This is a genomic window from Acinetobacter qingfengensis, from assembly GCF_008693185.1.
Lineage (GTDB): Bacteria > Pseudomonadota > Gammaproteobacteria > Pseudomonadales > Moraxellaceae > Acinetobacter > Acinetobacter qingfengensis.
Map to the genome: position 1 here is coordinate 1 of NZ_VXKN01000011.1, position 18,653 is coordinate 18,653.

Here is an 18,653-nt window from a genome sequence, read left to right on the forward strand (position 1 = left end):
GAACATTGTATTTATTACCAGTTGAAACTTTACCAAAACCAGATAAGTAGTATTGGACAACCTCAAGTTTAAATTCTTGAGAATATTTAGCCATAGAAAAGCACCTTTTCAAATTAGAACAAGTGTCCAACTTATTGGGGGCAGATCACTCCCGGGTGGTTTTTTACAGTGAAAGATTCTATCTTATAAATATTACCTTTTTTATTAAGTGACATTATATGGATATAATGCACTACACAGCAACAGGTCATAAACTGTCACCTAGTAAAAAGCTAGAACAAGATTATTACCTAAGGTAAATGAAAGTTACTTAGAATTTGAAAAATTCTGTCAATCAATGAATGTGCTGTATTTTAAATACGTTAAAAAATTTCAGATTAAGACTAGCAAAATTTAACGTTTAACACTCTTTGATCTTGGTAGTACTGTATTAGTTGACGATCAAGACTATTACTAATCAACGCTATGTATGGTTGCTTCTTGTCTTACTATTTTAACAATAGTTTGCTTTGATATAAATTCTCAGTCACATTCTGGTAAAACTCATGAAAGAAGCAATAGAGAAATATCGTCAAGAACGATCTACTTTAGAAAATGAAATAACAGATTTTTTAGTAGAGAAGTTTGCAGATTTTAAGGAAAAGACAGGGGCAGAGGTCATTTATCTGGATGTCGAATTTGAATCTTCAGAAGATTTGGATGAAGCTTTTTATATTTCCAGTGCGTTTGTCGGTACTGATTTATAAATAAACTAAATGATAAGGTCTATCAGCGATGATGGGCTTTTTTATTACTTAAAATAACATCTCTACACATAACTAATTTACTAAATAAGTTTTAATAAATTAGATAATCAAAAGGTTTTTTAAATGAACTACGTATATATGTGTTTTATTGTATTGATATTAGTGGCTTGTACTACTATCCAAAAAGAATATAAGGAAACATCTGAATGCATGAATTATAGAAATATGATGACTGCACCAATGGATCCACGAGCTATTGAAGACTTGAGAATTAAATGTGAAAAGTCTCAACAAAAGTCATGAATTTGAGTTAAATGAATTTTAGTTCTCCAAATTTCGGTACAGATGGCATTTACCGTGCAATCACCTTTCAGTTTTGAGATTCTGCCATCAACTCAGATCGTAACAGGGTAATCAAGAAGCTATATTAGTCGATTAGTTTTACTGGCTCAAAAATAATGTGGATGGCTAACTAAGATTGGCGACCAAAGCAAAAATAAATAAATTTGATATCATTGATGTGATTTTGAGACTTTTATTGCTAAACATTCGAGATTCTATACATCATTATCGGCTTTTGAGGCATATAGTAAAAGCTAGATTAATTGTTGTGAAGATAATTTAAAGTATGCTCTCAAAGATAATTTTTTTCTAATACGAAACTCGATGAGAGCTAAATGAAACTAGTAAATAATTAAAGCGCTGCGTATTATTATTCATTGCTTATTTTAATCAAAATAATTCACCATTTATTAGAAAAGATTAAATAGTCAGCCAAATATTAAGGGTTGTAGTGTGATGTCCTAATTAATTTTGAAATATCAAAACCCTGTTGCTTCGCTGTATCCAGATAGGATTGATAAAGTTTATCATCTATGGTTGGCGTTCTAGATAATATCCAGAGATATTTTTTAGATGGTCCACCGACCAAAGCCACTGTATAATCTGAATCTACTCTCAGTATCCAATAGTCACCTTGGGTAAAAGGTAACCATCTTAAACCCGTGGGCAGGAAACTTACTGTAAGTTGACTGTTGCCTGTATTCTTGACTGTAGCAAGACCATGAGCCGTATTGATTTTACCTTGTTTGGTTTGGCAAGTATTTAATACTTTTAATGTTTTAGAAGTATTAATAGCATATTCGGCTGTGGTATCGCTGGCACATTTACGTTGGAAATACATAGGTAAACGTGCGATTTCATACCATTTTCCAATATATTGGTCAATGTCAACTTTTTCTACAGCTTTAACCTGAGTTTCTGCCCGGGCTTGCATAGTTTTGATTGCCAAAGGTATAGCTACAATTGCCAATACCATATAAATCTTTTTATTCATGCTAATCCTAATTCATTTTATGCATTGTTGTATGACATTGGAACATATTTGACCAAGATTAAAGTAAAAATATGTTATATCATCAAATCATACTGTTAATTTTAGTTCTAAACTACACACAATATACCATTTATCTTTAGAATTAAAATTAACTACCCAAAAGCAATAGATACAAAAGTAAAGCATGAAGCTTGCAGTCAGCTAATCCAAATCAAATCTTGTAACCAGTAAAACAAAAAAACTACGATCAGTAATATTAATGAGAAATTCATAAATCTGATCTTGTTTTCTTATCTTTAAAATTATTAACTAAACTCTTTATGTATTGAAAATTTAACTAAATTATTACCATAATGACAATTGGATTTTGAGAATTAATCTAAATTTTTATAAAAATTTACTTGAAAGATTATAGTACTATTCAGTTTTTATGCTTTCAGCCATTGATAGGCTATACGTACAAAATTTATATGTACATGTAATGTGCCTGAATTTTTAGGTAATTGATCCGATAAATACAATTTTCTTGAATTAGTTCGTTAGTTTGCTTTTGTCTTCATCTTTAACCGCTTGAATGATAGCATTCTTGATATTTTCTGGCGGAGTTATGTCTGAACTCCTCAATAAATGAGTATTAAGTATTTGATTTTTATTGTTTTATAAAAAATCATTCTAACTTTAAAGTAATTTTTATATTTATAAAGATACAGTAGCCATAGACAATACACTATTATAAGTATAAGGTATATAATAAATATATTTATTTGAGGATTAAAGAATGCTTCTTAAATTTGCGATTCGATTTTTGATAATTTTGTTTGCTGTGATTGCCTTAACTGCTATAGCGATTCACTTTTTCTTTTCTAGCCAAGCTACAACATTATGGATTATGATGATGCCTGTTATTTTAGGCATTCCTATCTTAGCAGCAATTATTTTTACAACTGATAATGAATTAAACACGTTGTAAATAAGATGATAACTTTAATGAAAAAAGTTAAAATCCTATCAATTTGGTGGGATTTTACTTGATTAATATCATATTTCATGAAGGAAATTTTGACATAAGTATACTGATATTATTTTTATTTAATTTATAATTATAAAATATTTACAGATGCTCAAAAGGTTGTAGTAATTGATCTTCTGATTATTTTTTAATTCATTTGCTGGCAACAGTACAGAATCAGATTAACAAAGTTAAACCATTAAAATTTAGTATGATATTTCGGTTGTCGTAGTAATGCTTTGGATTATTAAAAGTAATTTTATAATAAAATTTAACCTGTTTAAGAATTGTAAATTATTAGTAAGCTAGTCATGTATCAATTAAGTTTTAATGAAATTGATTTTTTTGATGCATTTATTGATAATAAACGCATAATTTACGCATTGGATAAATAAAGTATTTTTTCCAGCGTTGAATTCAATCAAGTTTTTAATTCATGTGATTTTTATATGTCTTTTACGATTGCCAATAGTGCTAGCTTTGAAGAAGAAATTAAAAAAAGTCGCTTTCAGGGAATTGCTACACCTGTACAATCTGAAAAGGATGTAAAGGACTTTTTATTGCAGTATAAAAATTCCACCACCACGCATCAATGCTGGGCATGGAAAATTGGTCATGACGTACGCTTCAATGATGATGGTGAGCCTTCAGGAACCGCAGGTCGCCCAATTTTGGCAACAATAGAAGGTAATGAACTGACTAACGTACTAGTTTTAGTTAATCGTTGGTTTGGTGGTGTCAAACTTGGTACGGGTGGGTTGGTTCGTGCATACGGTGGATGTGCAGGGCAAACCTTATTACTGGCAGAAAAAATTGAATTAATTCCAACTCAACATGCTTTTTTATGCTGTAATTTTTCAGAATGGGCACAGTTACAATATGAACTTCATCAATATCAGTCAGAATATCAGGAACAATATACTGCGACAGGTGTCAATATATATTGTGAATTAAAACTTGATCAAATTGAGCTACTACAAAAGTTTTTACAAAATTTAACTAGAGGTCGTGAACATCTCAAAATTATTGAAGATTAAGGGTCATAGTTTTTGATATTATCTAATTAAGTCCTATTTTATTTATCAGTATGGTAACTTTAATATATTCCAAAATTAATGCTGTATGTTTTGAATCCTGTATAAAGTATAAAAAGGAAATATAAATGCCTGAACATGATCCGTTATTAAAATATCGTGAACAGCATCAACATCGATTAAATTATATGCCTTGGTTATATTGGAAATTAAAACCTAGAAATAAACTCTGGGCACAAGCATGGCAGCAAGATTATCAGCAGTATTTACAGGAAATGGAGGACATTGAAATTGGAGAAAATTGTTTTATTTCGCCATTAGCACATCTTTTTGCTGAGCCGGGGCGAAAAATTATCATCGGTGATCATAGTTTTGTGGCTGCTGACAGTGTTTTGCATGGTCCACTCCATATTGGTAATGAAGTTGCGATTAACCATCATTGTACACTTGATGGAGGGCGAGCTGGTATCACACTTTCTGACCAAGTTAGACTTGCTGCTTATACACATATATATGCTTTTAATCACGGTATGAAAACAAATATGGCAATTTATGAACAGCCGGTAAGGTCAAAAGGAGTTTTTATTGGCAAGGATGTCTGGATTGGTGCAGATGTTGGAATTGTCGATGGTGTGCATATAGATGATTATGCTGTTATTGGAATGAATGCTGTCGTGACAAGGAATGTGGAAAGCTATGCCATCATGGCTGGAAATCCTGCACAAAAGATTGCAGATCGTCGAAATAAGAAGTAAAAATGCTTAAAAAAATAGCAGATAGCATGAAAATCCTCGCTATTTCGGTTACACAAAGGTATAAATTGATCATATCTAAGCGATGGTATTTCGCATAAGATAAATTAAATCCTATCAAAAGGAGTGTAATCATGACCAGAGTTATTGCATGTATTGATGCTTCTCCCTGTGTCAATGCAACTGCTGAGGCAGCAGCATGGGTGGCGCAAAAAACTGGCCGAGAGCTTATTTTATTACAAGTTTTGGACTATCGTCCAGCAAGTTACCATCTTGGGGAAATTAGTGGTGTCATTGGATTTGAAAGTAATGCCATGTTATTGAAAGAATTGGCAGAACTGGATGAGAAACAATATGAACTGGCACAAAAATATAGCGATGATTTACTCAAATACATATCTAAATTGGTTCGCAACCGTTTTTCAATAGAACCTAAGATTATTCAACGGCGCGGTGATTTTCTTGAACAATGTTTTGATGAATTGCAACAACAGGACATTGTGGTGGTCGGAAAAATTGGAGAAAATGCTGCAGAAAATGATAAACCTGTTGGAAGTAATGTTGAAGGTTTAATTCGTGGAGCAAAATCAACGGTTTTAACTGTTGGTGAAAAATTTGTTCCTCCTGCTAGCTATTTATTTGCTTATGAATATTCTCCAGTGTGTCAGAATATGGTAAAACGTATTGAACATAGTGACTTATTACGAGGATTAACTTGTCATCTGGTCTATGTTGGTGACCAAAATGGTATTCTTGACTATGCGATAGGTCATTTACAGGCCGCAGGTATTGATGTTAAACCAGAATATATTTATGGTGATGTTGCCGAAACATTATTACAGTATCAGGATCAACACCATACAGGTTTAATGGTGATGGGGGCATTTAGTCATAGTAAATTACACCAATTCTTTTTAGGCAGTACAACTTTAACAATCTTTAAAGAATCAGAAGTCCCCATGCTGGTTCTTCGTTGAAAATTTGAACACATCAAAAACATGTGATTTGATACCTTACAGTTATCCGCAAAATATGTGGATAACTGTGTTTATAAAAGATTGTATGCCTTGCAATATTAGGGCTTGGAGTCAATTGGGTAAAAAATAACAGGCTGCATTGTTTTTATGTCATTATTTAACAATGGCAATTGCAAAACCATCATATCCTTTACAGCCTACAGTTTGTAATGCAGTACAAGTGGCCAGCTTAGGGTGATGATCTAACAATTGAAATAACTCTCTCAAACCCGTAATGCTAGGTTTTTGATTATCTGGATTAATAATTTCGGCAGCTCTAATCACATTATCCATAACAATAATCGTACCCGAATGAGAAAATGACAAGCATAATTCCAGATATTCAGGATAGCTTTGTTTATCGGCATCAATAAAAATAAAATCAAAAGGGGGTGTGTCGGTTGGTAATTCTCGTAAAACATCCATAGCACGTCCTAATCTTGCATCAATGATCTGTGAATATCCCGATGTATTAATATTTTCCTGTGCAAGTGCAATATGGGTATCCCTTCCTTCAATGGTAAGAATATAGCCATCTTCAGCTAAAGCTTGTGCCATATAAATTGTACTGTATGCAGCAAAAGTTCCTAGCTCCAAAATACGTTTACATTGATTCATCTGAATCAACATGGCTAAGAAAGCACCTTGATTGGGTGCAACATGTAAATGTCCGGGGAAACCACGTTCAGCAGTATGATCTAATGCTTTCTGGAGAATCGGATTTTCAGGAATAAGGTGCTGTTCAATGTATTGGTCTACAGCAGTCCATGTATTTTGGTCTGGGTTTAACATCAGAAAATAAGATTTGAAAAAAGACTGTTTATTTTAAACATAGCCACATTAAGTTGCCAGTAATGTGCATACTATTCTGCTGAATTGTTCTGGATTCCTATGTGATGAAATAATTTTGAAAATTATCATATCTCTATTCACTATGGTTAAATTTAATTATAAATAATTTTATCGTCGTGTTACTCAGTTGATTTATGTATGGTTGTTAATAATATACTTTTTAACATTATTAATAAATGAAATAATTAATGGATATGGAGTATGATAGTCTTGTCTAGTAATTTATAAGGTTTATCATTGTGTTGTTACAGCTATTCTGATTCAAAAATCAATCAAAAATAGTTGAGGAAAGTAAAGCAATTCCTTAGTATGCATATCGATTATTGGTTTTATATATGGTTCTTTAACAATGAAAACGACATTGGTTGTGTTTAGTAGTCTCTGTTTGACATCATTTTTTTTATTTGGCTGTAATGATGATAGAAAACAGGAAATTACGCCTGCAATAAAGCCTACCAATGACGCAACTGCTATGGCAAATGAAGCCTGGGTGTTAATTAATCAATTAGATCAAGTGTTGTATTCCGGACAAAAAGAACAATTACAGGAAAATATACGTGAACCACTACGTGAATTATCAACTCGCTGGCGGGTTGAAGTCAAAATGACTGATGCAGTGACAGAAGGTAAGTATGCATTATGCCGAAAATCTTTAACCAGTCTGGATGTATGGACAAGGGCAGTGATGGATAAGGCATCGGATCTTGCTGTAAAACAAAAAGAATATGAACGAGATAAATCATTATGTAAAGATGCGTTGGAACATCCGGAATTAGGTAACACATCGCCAAAGTAAGTAATGATGAAGATTAAACAGAAAATAATAAAGTAAAAATTTTAAAATAAAAAAAAGCTGAAGGTTTGAATCTTCAGCTTTTTGAATACAAATTATATTAATTATCTAATGCAGGTTGTGCAGCTTTCATCGCTGCGGCAACGGCATCATCTGTGGATGCATCGTTTGTTGATGATTTGCTGGCAAGGTCAGCATTACCTTTAGCAGGTGGTGTTACTGGTTTCGATTCAGATTTCACCGGTTGTTCAAAAGGCTGTACGGTTTGATCCGGATGTTGTTCAGGCTTTTGCTGAGGATGATGTTCTGGTGGTGGTGCATCATGTATGCCTGGTGGCACAGGTTGATCTTCAGAAGGTGCCTGATCCAGTGGTTTAAATTCAGGTTGATCCATCGATGGAGCAGCTTGCGTACCAGAAGCCTGTTGCTCTGTTTGCGTTTGATCTTGCTCTTTTTCAGACTCTTCTTTTTTTACACAGGCAGTTAATACCAAAGTGCCAACAAGGCAGACTAAACCTAATTTAATAAACGTCTTTTTCATCATCAATGACTTGATTATGGCTATTGAGGGGGAACAAGTATAACAATGTTTTAATGGTTTGTATTAAGCAAATTACATAATCTATGCAGTAAATGTAGTAAACGTTGGCTATTCATGCGATTGATAAATTTGTTTGTCAAATAATGATAATTAATTTTGCTTTATAGGGGTGGAGTAAAGTAAAATTGCAAAACATTGTATGCCGATTATCGGTGCCATTGTACGAGAATTTTAATGACCCATTTTATATTCGTTACTGGTGGTGTAGTTTCATCACTGGGTAAAGGTATTTCAGCAGCTTCTGTCGCTGCACTTTTAGAGGCTCGTGGCTTAAAAGTCACAATGGTGAAAATGGATCCGTATATTAATGTTGATCCAGGCACAATGAGTCCATTCCAGCACGGGGAAGTTTTTGTCACAGAAGATGGTGCGGAAACAGATCTTGACCTAGGCTATTATGAACGTTTTCTTAAACGTTCCAAAATGTCCAAATTAAATAACTTTACCAGTGGTCGAGTATATCAGGATGTACTGAACAAAGAGCGCCGTGGTGATTATCTGGGCGGTACTGTTCAAGTGATTCCTCATATCACCGATAACATTAAAGAACGGGTACTCAATGCAGGTAAAGGTTTTGATGTTGCGATTGTCGAAATTGGGGGTACAGTTGGTGATATTGAATCCTTACCATTTATGGAATCTGTACGCCAATTAATGGTGGAGCTTGGCCATAAGCATTCAATGTTGATGCATCTGACATTGTTGCCATATATTTCTTCTGCATCTGAACTAAAAACCAAACCGACACAGCATTCAGTCAAAGAACTTTTGTCTATTGGTATTCAACCAGACATTTTAATTTGTCGTACTGAACATGATGTCGATGCAGATACTAAACGTAAAATTGCATTATTTACCAATGTACAACCAGAAGCAGTTGTGGTGTGTAAAGATGCAAAAACCATTTATCAAATTCCTCGCAACTTCTATGAACAAGATGTTGATGATCTAATTTGTGAACGTTTTGGGTTTGATTTACCAGAAGCAGATTTATCAGACTGGGATCAAGTATGCGAAGCATTATTTAATCCTGAATTTACTGTACGTATCGCGATGGTTGGTAAATATGTTGAGCTTCCAGATGCCTATAAATCTGTTAATGAAGCTTTAATTCATGCCGGTATTAAAAATCGTGTCAAAGTCCAGATTGATTATGTGGATGCAGAAGCACTGGAATCGCAGGATGTTGCACAGGTTTTAAGTCGTGCTGATGCCATTTTGGTTCCGGGTGGTTTTGGTGAACGTGGTACTGAAGGTAAAATGCAGGCTATTCGTTATGCGCGGGAAAATAAAATTCCTTATCTGGGAATTTGTCTGGGGATGCAGCTTGCAGTCATTGAATTTGCCCGACATGCCGCTGGTTTAACAGAAGCAACATCCACAGAATTTAATCGTAATACAAAACAACCCTTGATTGGCTTGATCACAGAATGGTTAGATGAACGCGGTGAATTACAGCAACGAAGTGATGAATCTGATCTTGGTGGCACCATGCGTTTGGGGGCACAAAAATCAGAATTACTAGAAGGCACAAAAATCCGTAATATTTACGGACGTGCTGAAATTATTGAGCGTCATCGCCATCGTTACGAAATGAATAATCGTTTCATTGCCGATATTGAAAAATCCGGTATGCAGGTTTCAGGTTATTCATCAGTTCAGCACTTGGTTGAGACTGTTGAAATTCCTGATCATCCATGGTTTATTGCGGTACAATTCCATCCCGAGTTTACCAGTTCACCACGTGATGGACATCCATTATTTGCCAGCTTTGTTGCTGCTGCAAAAACACAACATCAAAACGTTACAAACTAAATTTTAAGGGCAGTGTGAATGTCTGAGCTACATGCAAAACAAATTGTTGAATTAGGTGATATTAAAATGGCAAACCATTTGCCATTTGTATTGTTTGGTGGAATGAATGTTCTGGAGTCAAAAGATTTGGCTTTCGAAATCGCTGAAACCTATATTGAAATTTGTCAGCGTTTAGACATTCCCTATATTTTTAAAGCAAGTTTTGACAAAGCAAATCGTTCAAGCCTGCACTCATTTCGTGGTCCGGGTTTGGATAAGGGAATTGAATGGTTGGCTGAAATTAAAAAGCATTTTAATGTCCCAATCATCACAGATGTACATGAACCGTATCAGGCGGCACCTGTAGCAGAAGTAGCTGATATCATTCAATTACCAGCTTTTTTAAGCCGACAGACCGATCTAGTTGATGCTATGGCAAAGACCAATGCCATCATTAATATTAAAAAAGCACAATTTCTGTCACCACGTGAAATGCAACATATCCTGAATAAATGTTTGGAAGCAGGAAATGACAAATTGATTTTATGCGAACGTGGTTCAGCTTTTGGTTACAATAACCTGGTCGTTGATATGTTAGGTTTCGATATTATGAAAACCATGAACGTACCGGTATTTTTTGATGTCACACATGCTTTACAAGAACCAGGCGGTCGCTCAGACTCTGCCGGTGGTCGTCGCGCACAAATTACCACATTGGCACGGGCAGGTATGTCGACTGGATTAGCTGGATTATTTTTGGAAGCACATCCAGATCCGGATCATGCCAAGTGTGATGGTCCATGTGCATTGAGATTATCTCAGCTTGAACCTTTTCTGGCACAATTGAAGCAACTTGATACACTAGTGAAAGGATTTGAAACACTCGATACGCACTGATACTCATTTTGGGCGTATTTTTTATCAATGATGATGTAAACAAGCAAAAGAGGAAAAATTAATGAGCCAAATCGCTGACATTCGAGCGCGTGAGATTTTGGACTCTCGTGGGAATCCAACCATCGAGGCTGATGTAATATTAGAGTCTGGTGTTGTTGGCCGTGCTTGCGCACCAAGTGGTGCATCAACGGGTTCCCGTGAAGCTTTGGAATTACGTGATGGCGATAAAGCTCGCTATTTAGGTAAAGGTGTACGTCAGGCTGTAAAAAACGTTAATGATGCAATCCATGGATTATTGGTTGGTCAAAATGTTTTTGAACAAAAGCTTCTTGATGATAAAATGATTGCACTGGATGCGACTGAAAATAAGGAAAAACTTGGTGCAAATGCAACTTTAGCGGTATCGTTGGCTGCTGCACGTGCTGCTGCACAAGAACAAAAATTACCATTATTCCAATATATTGCGAATTTACGTGGTCAATCAACTTTAAGTATGCCTGTACCAATGATGAATATCTTAAATGGTGGCGCACATGCAGATAATACTGTTGATATTCAAGAGTTTATGATTGAGCCTGTAGGCTTTACTTCATTTGCAGAAAGTTTACGTGCTGGCGCTGAAATCTTTCACTCATTAAAATCTGTATTAAAAAAACAGGGATTAAATACTGCGGTAGGTGATGAAGGCGGTTTTGCGCCAAACCTGCGTTCAAATGAAGAAGCAATTACTGTTATTCTTCAAGCAATTCAGCAAACAGGATATAAAGCTGGTTCGGATATCATGCTTGCATTGGACTGCGCATCATCTGAATTTTATAAAAACGGTCAATATATTTTGGCAGGCGAAGGGAACAAATCATTTACTAGCAATCAATTTGCAGATTATCTTGCTGGTTTGGTAAAACAATATCCGATTATTTCTATCGAAGATGGTCTGGATGAATCTGACTGGGATGGCTGGGCATACTTGACATCAATTCTTGGTGACAAAATCCAGTTGGTTGGCGATGATTTGTTTGTTACCAATCCAAAAATCTTACAACGTGGTATTGATCAAAAAGTAGCGAATTCTATTTTGATCAAATATAACCAGATTGGTACATTATCTGAAACACTTGATGCCATTTATTTGGCAAAAAACAATGGCTATACTACGGTTATTTCTCATCGTTCAGGTGAAACCGAAGACTCAACCATTGCTGATCTGGCTGTTGGTACTGCTGCAGGTCAAATCAAAACAGGTTCTTTATGTCGTTCTGACCGTGTTGCAAAATACAATCAATTACTTCGTATTGAAGAGTTGACCAAAGCACCTTATCACGGTAAGGCTGAATTCAAAGGCTTAACTAAATAAGGCTTTGATGCATGTTTACCTCAATTACAGGTAGAATCATTCTGGGACTTGCGACACTTTTAGTCGCAGGTCTGCAATACGCCTATTGGTTTGGTGAAGGTGGTTACTATCAACATAAGCAGCTTTTGCAAGATATTGGCAATCAGTCAGAAGTTAATCAGGAATTACGGGAAAGAAACCGGGTATTGGCAGCAGAAGTTTTTGATTTAAAAAATGGTGTAGAGGCCATTGAGGAACATGCTCGCCTTGATCTGGGATTGATTAAACCACATGAAACTTTTGTACAAATGAGCATGATCAGTAAAGATTATCAACCCATTTACTATAATGATATTAAGGTTTCGAAAGAAGACCAAATTACCAATGAAACTGATGAAGATGGCAATCCCTAAATTATGGGCTGTTATTCCAGCAGCAGGCTCAGGTAAACGTTTTTCTACCACACAATTAAAACAATATCAGCAACTTTGTGATAAAACTGTTCTTCAACATAGTGTAAATGCATTGTATCAATTACCTTTGGCAGGATGTGTTATCAGTATTTCTACTGAGGATCGAATTGCAAAACAGTTGGTGTTTGATCATCCTGTACAATTTTGTCTGGGTGGTCAGGAGCGAATGGATTCGGTACTGGCTGGGTTAAATCATCTTCGTGATTACGCAGCAGATGATGATTATGTTTTAGTTCATGATGCAGCTAGACCTTGTTTGCACCAGACCCAGATTCAATACATTATAGAGTTTTGTCATAAGGATGAAGTTGCAGGTATTATTGCTGTCCCTGTTCGTGATACTTTAAAATATGCAGAGAAACATCAATATATTGCTCATACGGTGGATCGTGAAAATTTGTGGCAGGCTCAGACACCACAAATCGTAAAATATGCAGTGTTGCGTTCTGCTTTGGAAAAAGCGCAACAAAAACAAATTGTAGTAACTGATGAAGCAAGTGCTTTAGAAGTTTTAGGCATCGCAATAAAATTAATTCCCGGACGTTCGGACAATATTAAAATTACTTATGCGGAAGATTTGCAGCTTGCCAAACTAATTTTACAAAGTTTTTAGCATTAAAATGATTTAAATTTAGATAATGCTAAACTTTTTAATCCATCCAAAATTTGGTTTCACCTTGAAATTATTGTATTTGAAAATGCTGCAAAATTGCAATTGCAGGATCCTGAATAGATTGGTCTACGGTTAATAATTGATGTAGCTGTATTAGTTGTTGCTGTTGCTGCTGGCCTTGTTCAGGATCAAGCAATAAGTTAACTTCATGTGCAATAGTTTGTGCTGTCACCCGATTCTGAATCAGTTCTTTTACCAGCATTTTTTTGGATAAAATATTGGGTAAAGACACATAAGGAATTTTTACCATGTGTTTGGCAATTTGGTAGGTCAACCAGTTTAATTTATAAATGACCAGCATTGGGCGATGTAATAATAATGCCTCAAGTGTTGCTGTTCCTGATGCAAGAACAATGGCATCACTGGCTTGCATCACTAACCTGCCAATATTGGATTCCTTACTTTGATTTTCAATCATTAGAATATGTTGCTGAATAGTGGTTGGTTGTTGTGCAAGTATTTCCTGAATTTGTTCAGCACGTTTTTGATTAATTGCAGGAATTAGAAATTTAAGTTTGGGGTGTTGTGGCAAAATTTCTACCACAGCTTCTAGCATTACAGGTAGTAATCTGGCAACCTCACCATGACGACTCCCTGGAAGTAAAGCCAGATACTGCTGCTGTGGCTCGAGTACCAATTGCTGCTTTGCATCTTGTTGGCTGTTTGGAGTTAATGAAAGTTGCTGAGCCAGTGGATGACCAACAAAAACTGCCGCAACCTGATATTTTTGATAAAACTCAACTTCAAAAGGAAATAAACACAATACCAAATCAACAGCATATTTGATGGCATAAACCCGTTTTTGTCGCCATGCCCATACGGATGGACTAACATATTGTACAGTATGGATCGGTAAATTTTTATCCTTTATTTTTTTTGAAACGCGTAAATTAAAATCAGGTGCATCAATACCAATAAATAGGTCAACAGGATTTTGAGTCCAACGTTGAATTAAACTATCACGTACAGCGAATAATTCTTTTAAATGTTTTAGTACTTCCACCAGCCCCATGACAGAGAGCGTTTCCATAGAATATAAGCTATGAAAACCTTCGGCAATCATTTGTGGACCACCAATTCCTTCAAATTCGGCATCTATACCTTTAGCCTTAAAATTTCGTATTAGTGCAGCACCTAGCGTATCACCAGAGACTTCTCCAACAACCATTGCAATTTTTAAGCGTTTAGGCACACTGTCATCCTTTTAAGTAGATTACTGTGATTACGATATTTAACACAATAAACGAATGATTCATAAATAAATGATAAAAATACGATGAACGACAGGAATATACAAACCTGTCATTTTGGGAGATGATTTTTTTCTTATTTTTAAAGACAAAAATAAGAAATTTTCATTTATTCATCGTCATCATGATCATCTGTATCTATGCTTTCAGTGGTATGTAGTGCACTGTCATAAATTAAAATGGCTTTTCCTTCCATTTCAATCATGCCTTGTTCTTCCAGTGTCTTTAACACCCGACCAACCATCTCACGAGAACACCCAACCAGTCGTCCGATTTCCTGACGAGTAATTCTGATTTGGCGGCCATTTGGTAACATCATGGACTCAGGTTGAGCGGCTAAATCAATTAAACAGCGTGCAATACGTCCCTGTACATCAATAAATGCAAGATCAGTGACTTTACGGGTAGTATGTTTTAATCGTCTGGCAAGCTGTGCAAAAAGTGCATAGCTTAAATCCGGATATTGCTGACATAACTCATGAAAAGTGTCATATTCAATTTCAGCAATTTCACAGACCTCACGGGTACGTACTTCAGCAGTACGGTGAGGATTAATTTCAAATAGACCCATTTCACCAAAAAAATCACCTGCATTTAAATAAGCAACAATGATTTCACGATGATCACTTTCTTCAACAATGATAGAAACAGATCCTTTAAGGATCAAGTAAAGGGAGTGTGATTCTGCACCAGCATGAACAATCGTATTCTTTTTGGGAAAACGATTAATCTTGGCACGTTTAAGTAAAGCTTTCACCGATTCAGGTAGCTGTCCTGGAGATAAGGCGTCCGTGCTTAACCTTGAATTATTTGCAGTCATGAAAAACCCCAATTTATTTATTGGAAAAAACTACCTATTTTATACTCGGAGGGAATAGTCGAATAGGGTATTGCTAGTGTACGATATTGAATCGATAGCAATGTATATTTTTTTATGCGGGGTTGCAATGCAAGCAAGTGTTCAATGGTTAGATAATGTCTCATTTAAAGCAATTTCCAGTAGTGAGCATGAAGTTATCATGGATGGTTCACCAGAATATGGCGGACAAAACCGTGGTCCACGTCCAATGGAATTGATTTTAATGGGATTGGGTGGTTGCGCATCATTTGATATTGTCACCATTTTGAAAAAATCCCGACAAGACATTACTGATGTAAAATGTGAGCTTAATGCTGACCGTTCATCAGATATTCCGGCAGTATTCACAAAAATACATTTACATTTCGTTGTAACAGGTCATGCATTAAAAGAAAAGCAGGTTGCCAAAGCTGTAGAGTTATCTGCTGAAAAATATTGCTCAGCAAGTAAAATGCTTCGTGATGGAGGAGTTGAAATTACACATGATTTTGAAATTGTAGATGCAATTAACTAAGATTTTATCATCATCGTGTAGGTTCTTAATAAACGAAATCACATTTTCCATAAAAATGAAGTTCTCGTTTCAAATCGAATGAATCGAAGTGTTAATATATGAGTGGTATTCTTGCGAAAACCTATAAATTCCGCCTGTAAAAGGGAAGAACTAAAAAGGGTTTGGTTATTTTCGTGAGAGATGGATTTAAATGCGGTATTTTTCAACGAAATGTCACTATTACAAGATATATTGTTGACTGAACAGCGATGAGGGTCGATACTCTCACCGTTTTATTTTATTAAACTGGTTCTCAGGGACTAAGTATTGTATTTACTTTTTGTTCCCCAAAAAACTTAATCATAAGCAAGGAGCTGTATATGGCTGGTGGAAAATCAACAATTATTTACACATTGACTGATGAGGCGCCGCTATTAGCGACCTATTCGCTATTGCCGATTATTGAGACCTTTACTAAACCGGCCGGGGTCGAGATTGTTAAAACCGATATCTCTGTGGCCTCACGTGTGCTTGCAGAATTTACCGACTATCTAAGTGATGAACAAAAGGTTACTAATAACCTCGCAGAACTGGGTCGTCTTACTCAAGATCCCGACACAAATATTATTAAACTTCCAAATATCAGTGCTTCAGTTGGTCAATTGACAGCTTGCATTAAAGAGCTTCAATCTAAAGGTTACACAATACCTGATTACCCTGAAAACCCTGTGACTGAGGAAGAAAAAGCGATTAAAGCGCGTTATGGTAAATGTTTGGGTTCAGCAGTAAATCCGGTATTGCGTGAAGGTAACTCTGATCGTCGGGCACCTACTGCAGTCAAAAATTATGCCAGAAAACATCCTCATTCTATGAGTGAATGGAAGCAGTGGTCGCAAACGCATGTTTCTCACATGGAACATGGTGATTTTTATCACGGTGAAAAATCCATTACGTTGGATCGTGCTCGTAATGTGAAAATGGAATTACTTACTCAAAGTGGTCAAAGCATTGTACTGAAGCCGAAAGTCGCATTACAAGATGGCGAGATTATCGACTCAATGTTTATGAGCAAGAAAGCACTTTGTGAATTCTATGAGAAGCAATTGGATGATTGTCGTGAAGCAGGAATTTTATTTTCATTGCATGTGAAAGCAACAATGATGAAAGTTTCGCATCCGATTGTTTTTGGTCACTGTGTCAAAATTTATTATAAAGACGCATTTGAAAAACATGGCAAGTTATTTGATGAATTAGGTATTAATGTTAATAACGGTATGGCTGGTCTATATGAAAAAATCAAGACATTGCCAACGTCATTACGTGAAGAAATTATCGAAGATTTACATGCTTGTCAGGAACATCGTCCTGCACTTGCTATGGTGGACTCTGCCAAAGGCATTACAAACTTCCATTCGCCAAATGATATTATCGTTGATGCATCCATGCCTGCAATGATTCGTGCCGGTGGTAAAATGTGGGGTGCTGATGGCAAACAATATGATGCCAAAGCTGTCATGCCAGAATCGACTTTTGCCCGTATCTATCAAGAAATGATTAATTTCTGCAAATGGCATGGTAATTTTGATCCAAAAACTATGGGTACTGTTCCGAATGTTGGTTTAATGGCGCAAAAAGCAGAAGAATATGGTTCACATGATAAGACCTTTGAAATTTCAGAAGCTGGCGTTGCCAATATCACAGATTTAGAAACAGGTGAAGTATTACTCTCTCAAAATGTTGAAGAGGGTGATATTTGGCGGATGTGTCAAGTAAAAGATGCACCAATCCGTGACTGGGTTAAACTTGCTGTAACACGTGCCCGTAATTCTGGCATGCCAGCAATTTTCTGGTTGGATCCATATCGTCCACATGAAAATGAACTGATTAAAAAAGTTGAAAAGTATCTGAAAGATTACGATACGACTGGTTTAGATATCCAGATCATGTCTCAGGTACGTGCAATGCGTTATACACTTGAACGTGTTGCGCGTGGTTTGGATACAATTTCGGTTACAGGTAATATTTTGCGTGATTATCTGACTGACTTATTTCCAATCATGGAGCTGGGTACATCTGCGAAAATGCTATCTATCGTGCCATTAATGGCTGGTGGTGGTATGTACGAAACTGGAGCAGGTGGTTCTGCACCAAAACACGTACAGCAATTGGTTGAAGAAAATCATCTACGTTGGGATTCTCTTGGTGAATTCCTTGCATTGGCAGTTTCCTTGGAAGAACTTGGTCTTAAAGAAAATAATGCTCGTGCAAAATTACTGGCAAAAACACTGGATCAGGCGACAGATAAATTACTAGATAATGGTAAGTCACCTTCACGCCGTACTGGTGAGCTTGATAATCGTGGTAGTCATTTCTATCTTTCATTGTACTGGGCAGAAGCACTTGCTGCACAAGACGAAGATGCTGAATTAAAAGCTAAATTTACGTCACTGGCTAAAACATTGGCTGAGAATGAGCAGCAGATTGTTGCTGAACTGACTCAGGTGCAAGGCAAACCAGCTGATATTGGTGGTTACTATGCGATTGATCAGGCGAAAGTAAGTGCCGTAATGCGTCCAAGTCACACATTCAATACTGTATTAGCAAGTATTGACGCATAATAGGCACAAGTGATTTAAATTTTGTTAACGTAAATTATCGCCGGTGCAGATCAATGCGCCGGCTTTTTATCTGTGGATGCTTACAGTATAAGAAATTCCATTTGATATGAGTTATTGTTATTCA

18 protein-coding genes and 1 pseudogene are annotated in these 18,653 nt (G+C 36.0%); 13 read left to right on the forward strand and 6 right to left on the reverse strand.

Translation table 11 applies throughout. The features are described from left to right. A pseudogene (locus F4V57_RS15060) lies at nucleotides 1-94 on the reverse strand (helix-turn-helix domain-containing protein); the annotation flags it as partial. A gap of 451 nt (nucleotides 95-545) precedes the next feature. Here F4V57_RS15060 and F4V57_RS12455 point away from each other — a divergent pair. Next, nucleotides 546-746, forward strand: coding sequence for a hypothetical protein (locus F4V57_RS12455; protein ID WP_070070795.1), 201 nt, complete (start codon nucleotides 546-548; stop codon nucleotides 744-746). 781 nt (nucleotides 747-1,527) lie between these two features. Here the strand turns inward: F4V57_RS12455 and F4V57_RS12465 are convergent. Further along, nucleotides 1,528-2,082 carry a lipocalin family protein gene (locus F4V57_RS12465; protein WP_070070793.1) on the reverse strand — a complete coding sequence of 185 codons (555 nt, stop codon included), beginning with the start codon at nucleotides 2,080-2,082 and terminating at the stop codon, nucleotides 1,528-1,530. A gap of 778 nt (nucleotides 2,083-2,860) precedes the next feature. On the opposite strand from F4V57_RS12465, the gene F4V57_RS12470 reads away from it, so the two are divergent. From F4V57_RS12470 to F4V57_RS12485, 4 genes are all read left to right on the forward strand, one after another. After that, the gene (locus tag F4V57_RS12470) at nucleotides 2,861-3,052 is read left to right on the forward strand and encodes a hypothetical protein (protein ID WP_070070792.1); all 192 of its coding nucleotides are present in this window, start codon (nucleotides 2,861-2,863) and stop codon (nucleotides 3,050-3,052) included. 488 nt (nucleotides 3,053-3,540) lie between these two features. Beyond that, nucleotides 3,541-4,128: an IMPACT family protein gene (locus F4V57_RS12475; protein WP_070070791.1), complete on the forward strand. Its 588-nt coding sequence runs from the start codon at nucleotides 3,541-3,543 to the stop codon at nucleotides 4,126-4,128. 125 nt (nucleotides 4,129-4,253) lie between these two features. Then, on the forward strand, nucleotides 4,254-4,880 hold the full coding sequence (locus F4V57_RS12480) for an acyltransferase (RefSeq protein WP_070070790.1): 627 nt from the start codon (nucleotides 4,254-4,256) through the stop codon (nucleotides 4,878-4,880). A 131-nt stretch (nucleotides 4,881-5,011) separates the two neighbouring features. Then, nucleotides 5,012-5,854, forward strand: coding sequence for a universal stress protein (locus tag F4V57_RS12485; RefSeq protein ID WP_070070789.1), 843 nt, complete (start codon nucleotides 5,012-5,014; stop codon nucleotides 5,852-5,854). Between the two features lie 153 nt (nucleotides 5,855-6,007). Here F4V57_RS12485 and F4V57_RS12490 read toward each other — a convergent pair whose 3' ends face one another. Beyond that, nucleotides 6,008-6,685 (reverse strand): O-methyltransferase, encoded by a 678-nt coding sequence (locus tag F4V57_RS12490; protein WP_070070788.1) that lies wholly within the window; start codon nucleotides 6,683-6,685, stop codon nucleotides 6,008-6,010. Between the two features lie 409 nt (nucleotides 6,686-7,094). Here F4V57_RS12490 and F4V57_RS12495 point away from each other — a divergent pair, with 409 nt between their 5' ends. Next, nucleotides 7,095-7,541: a hypothetical protein gene (locus tag F4V57_RS12495; protein ID WP_070070787.1), complete on the forward strand. Its 447-nt coding sequence runs from the start codon at nucleotides 7,095-7,097 to the stop codon at nucleotides 7,539-7,541. Nucleotides 7,542-7,638: 97 nt separating this feature from the next. Here F4V57_RS12495 and F4V57_RS12500 read toward each other — a convergent pair whose 3' ends face one another. Then, nucleotides 7,639-8,079, reverse strand: a complete 441-nt coding sequence (locus F4V57_RS12500; RefSeq protein ID WP_070070909.1) for a hypothetical protein — start codon at nucleotides 8,077-8,079, stop codon at nucleotides 7,639-7,641. Nucleotides 8,080-8,313: 234 nt separating this feature from the next. On the opposite strand from F4V57_RS12500, the gene F4V57_RS12505 reads away from it, so the two are divergent. From F4V57_RS12505 to ispD, 5 genes are all read left to right on the forward strand, one after another. After that, nucleotides 8,314-9,954, forward strand: coding sequence for a CTP synthase (locus F4V57_RS12505; RefSeq protein ID WP_070070786.1), 1,641 nt, complete (start codon nucleotides 8,314-8,316; stop codon nucleotides 9,952-9,954). 18 nt (nucleotides 9,955-9,972) lie between these two features. Next, on the forward strand, nucleotides 9,973-10,830 hold the full coding sequence (kdsA, locus tag F4V57_RS12510) for a 3-deoxy-8-phosphooctulonate synthase (RefSeq protein ID WP_070070785.1): 858 nt from the start codon (nucleotides 9,973-9,975) through the stop codon (nucleotides 10,828-10,830). 61 nt (nucleotides 10,831-10,891) lie between these two features. Continuing rightward, the gene (gene eno / locus F4V57_RS12515; RefSeq protein WP_070070784.1) at nucleotides 10,892-12,184 is read left to right on the forward strand and encodes a phosphopyruvate hydratase; all 1,293 of its coding nucleotides are present in this window, start codon (nucleotides 10,892-10,894) and stop codon (nucleotides 12,182-12,184) included. Nucleotides 12,185-12,195: 11 nt separating this feature from the next. Further along, nucleotides 12,196-12,576, forward strand: a complete 381-nt coding sequence (locus tag F4V57_RS12520; protein WP_070070783.1) for a septum formation initiator family protein — start codon at nucleotides 12,196-12,198, stop codon at nucleotides 12,574-12,576. Beyond that, nucleotides 12,563-13,249 carry a 2-C-methyl-D-erythritol 4-phosphate cytidylyltransferase gene (ispD, locus tag F4V57_RS12525; protein WP_141729285.1) on the forward strand — a complete coding sequence of 229 codons (687 nt, stop codon included), beginning with the start codon at nucleotides 12,563-12,565 and terminating at the stop codon, nucleotides 13,247-13,249. Before F4V57_RS12520 ends, ispD begins: the two co-directional genes overlap by 14 nt. A 70-nt stretch (nucleotides 13,250-13,319) precedes the next feature. On the opposite strand, the gene lpxB is transcribed toward ispD, so the two are convergent. Together lpxB and crp are read right to left on the reverse strand one after the other, a co-directional pair. Next, entirely contained in the window at nucleotides 13,320-14,477 is a 1,158-nt protein-coding gene (gene lpxB, locus F4V57_RS12530) for a lipid-A-disaccharide synthase (protein ID WP_070070908.1), read from the reverse strand. A gap of 191 nt (nucleotides 14,478-14,668) precedes the next feature. Next, nucleotides 14,669-15,379 (reverse strand): cAMP-activated global transcriptional regulator CRP, encoded by a 711-nt coding sequence (crp, locus tag F4V57_RS12535; protein ID WP_070070781.1) that lies wholly within the window; start codon nucleotides 15,377-15,379, stop codon nucleotides 14,669-14,671. A gap of 127 nt (nucleotides 15,380-15,506) precedes the next feature. Between crp and F4V57_RS12540 the strand changes: the two genes are divergently transcribed. Together F4V57_RS12540 and F4V57_RS12545 are read left to right on the forward strand one after the other, a co-directional pair. Continuing rightward, on the forward strand, nucleotides 15,507-15,932 hold the full coding sequence (locus tag F4V57_RS12540; RefSeq protein ID WP_070070907.1) for an OsmC family protein: 426 nt from the start codon (nucleotides 15,507-15,509) through the stop codon (nucleotides 15,930-15,932). Between the two features lie 359 nt (nucleotides 15,933-16,291). Next, nucleotides 16,292-18,529: an NADP-dependent isocitrate dehydrogenase gene (locus F4V57_RS12545; RefSeq protein ID WP_070070780.1), complete on the forward strand. Its 2,238-nt coding sequence runs from the start codon at nucleotides 16,292-16,294 to the stop codon at nucleotides 18,527-18,529. Nucleotides 18,530-18,653: the final 124 nt, after the last annotated feature.